The sequence below is a fragment of the Ligilactobacillus sp. LYQ139 genome, assembly GCF_045033025.1.
Classification (GTDB): Bacteria; Bacillota; Bacilli; order Lactobacillales; family Lactobacillaceae; genus Ligilactobacillus.
Window position 1 is genome coordinate 1 of sequence record NZ_JBJFZW010000014.1, and the last position, 2784, is coordinate 2784.

The 2784-nt window shown below is 52.9% G+C and carries 2 rRNA genes; both read left to right on the plus strand.

The window, feature by feature from the left end:
• A 23S ribosomal RNA gene (locus ACI3E1_RS07810) occupies positions 1-2589 on the plus strand; the annotation flags it as partial.
• 78 nt (positions 2590-2667) lie between these two features.
• A 5S ribosomal RNA gene (gene rrf, locus ACI3E1_RS07815) occupies positions 2668-2784 on the plus strand.

The window sequence follows — 2784 nt, forward strand, 5'->3', positions numbered from 1 at the left end:
ATGTAGTCGAAGCAGTTGGGAAGCTGCACCACAGAGGGCGATCGTCCCGTAGACGAAACATGGTTACCTCCAACCAGGATCCTGAGTACGGCGGAACACGTGAAACTCCGTCGGAAACCGGGAGGACCATCTCCCAAGGCTAAATACTACCTAGTGACCGATAGTGAACCAGTACCGTGAGGGAAAGGTGAAAAGCACCCCGGAAGGGGAGTGAAAGAGTTCCTGAAACCATATGCCTACAAGCAGTCAGAGCCCATTAAGGGGTGATGGCGTGCCTTTTGTAGAATGAACCGGCGAGTTACGCTTGCATGCGAGGTTAAGGCGGCAAGGCCGGAGCCGCAGCGAAAGCGAGTCTGAAACGGGCGTTTCAGTATGGAGGTGTAAAACCCGAAACCAGGCGACCTACCCATGTCCAGGTTGAAGGTGCGGTAAAACGCACTGGAGGACCGAACCCGTGTACGTTGAAAAGTGCTGGGATGAGGTGTGGGTAGCGGTGAAATTCCAAACGAGCTTGGAGATAGCTGGTTCTCCCCGAAATAGCTTTAGGGCTAGCCTCGGGATTAAGGATCATGGAGGTAGAGCACTGTTTGGACTAGGGGCCCATCCTGGGTTACTGAATTCAGATAAACTCCGAATGCCATTGATCCATGTCCGGGAGTCAGACTGCGAGTGATAAGATCCGTAGTCGAAAGGGAAACAGCCCAGACCACCAATTAAGGTCCCTAAATACGTGTTAAGTGGAAAAGGATGTGGAATTGCACAGACAACTAGGATGTTGGCTCAGAAGCAGCCACCATTTAAAGAGTGCGTAATAGCTCACTAGTCGAGTGATTCTGCGCCGAAAATGTAACGGGGCTAAACACGTTACCGAAATTGTGGGTGTGACCGTAGGTCACGCGATAGGGGAGCGTTCCAAGGGCAATGAAGTCAGACCGGAAGGACTGGTGGAGCGCTTGGAAGTGAGAATGCCGGTATGAGTAGCGCAAGGCAGGTGAGAATCCTGCCCACCGAATGACTAAGGTTTCCTGGGGAAGGCTCGTCCGCCCAGGGTTAGTCGGGACCTAAGTCGAGGCCGGGAGGCGTAGACGATGGATAACAGGTGGAGATTCCTGTACTAGTTAATCTTGTTTGAGCGATGGAGGGACGCAGAAGGCTAACGATGCACGCTGCTGGAAATGCGTGTTCAAGCAGTAAGTTTGGGAGTGAGTAAAAGGCTTGCTTCCGGGTAAACGAGCTGTGATGAGGAGTGAAATTAAAGTAACGAAGTGAGTGATGTCACGCTGCCGAGAAAAGCTTCTAGTGAGAGATTAACTACCCGTACCGCAAACCGACACAGGTAGTCAAGGAGAGGATCCTCAGGTGAGCGAGAGAACTCTCGTTAAGGAACTCGGCAAAATGACCCCGTAACTTTGGAAGAAGGGGTGCTGGCCGCAAGGCCAGCCGCAGTGAAGAGGCCCAGGCGACTGTTTATCAAAAACACAGGTTTCTGCAAAATCGTAAGATGATGTATAGGGGCTGACGCCTGCCCGGTGCTGGAAGGTTAAGAGGATGGGTTAGCTTCGGCGAAGCTCAGAATTGAAGCCCCAGTAAACGGCGGCCGTAACTATAACGGTCCTAAGGTAGCGAAATTCCTTGTCGGGTAAGTTCCGACCCGCACGAAAGGCGTAACGATCTGGGCACTGTCTCAACGAGAGACTCGGTGAAATTGTAATACCCGTGAAGATGCGGGTTACCCGCGACAGGACGGAAAGACCCCATGGAGCTTTACTGTAGCTTGATATTGGGTGTTGGTACAGCTTGTACAGGATAGGTAGGAGCCGTAGAAGGCGGAACGCTAGTTTCGCTGGAGGCGCTGGTGGGATACTACCCTCGTTGTATGAACACTCTAACCCACGCCGGCAATCACGGCGGGAGACAGTGTCAGGTGGGCAGTTTGACTGGGGCGGTCGCCTCCTAAAAGGTAACGGAGGCGCCCAAAGGTTCCCTCAGAATGGTTGGAAATCATTCACAGAGTGTAAAGGCAGAAGGGAGCTTGACTGTGAGACCAACAAGTCGAACAGGGACGAAAGTCGGGCTTAGTGATCCGGCGGTTCCGTATGGAAGGGCCGTCGCTCAACGGATAAAAGCTACCCTGGGGATAACAGGCTTATCTCCCCCAAGAGTCCACATCGACGGGGAGGTTTGGCACCTCGATGTCGGCTCATCGCATCCTGGGGCTGTAGTCGGTCCCAAGGGTTGGGCTGTTCGCCCATTAAAGCGGTACGCGAGCTGGGTTCAGAACGTCGTGAGACAGTTCGGTCCCTATCCGTCGCGGGCGGAGGAAATTTGCGAGGATTTGTCCTTAGTACGAGAGGACCGGGATGAACATACCGCTGGTGTACCAGTTGTTTCGCCAGGAGCAGCGCTGGGTAGCTATGTATGGATGAGATAAACGCTGAAAGCATCTAAGTGCGAAACTCACCTCAAGATCAGATTTCCCATTCCGTTAGGAAGTAAGACCCCTGAGAGATGATCAGGTAGATAGGATGGAAGTGGCAGTGTGGTGACACATGGAGCGGACCATTACTAATCGGTCGAGGACTTAACCAACGGTTAAGGCGTGGTGGGTTCAGCAAGAAACGAATTGTTAGCTAGTTTTGAGAGAACGAAGTTCTCTTAAGGAAAGAGTGCGGTGATGATGGCCTGAAGGATACACCTGTTCCCATGCCGAACACAGTAGTTAAGCTTCAGCGCGCCGAGAGTAGTTGGGGGACCGCCCCCTGTGAGGGTAGGACGTCGCCGTGC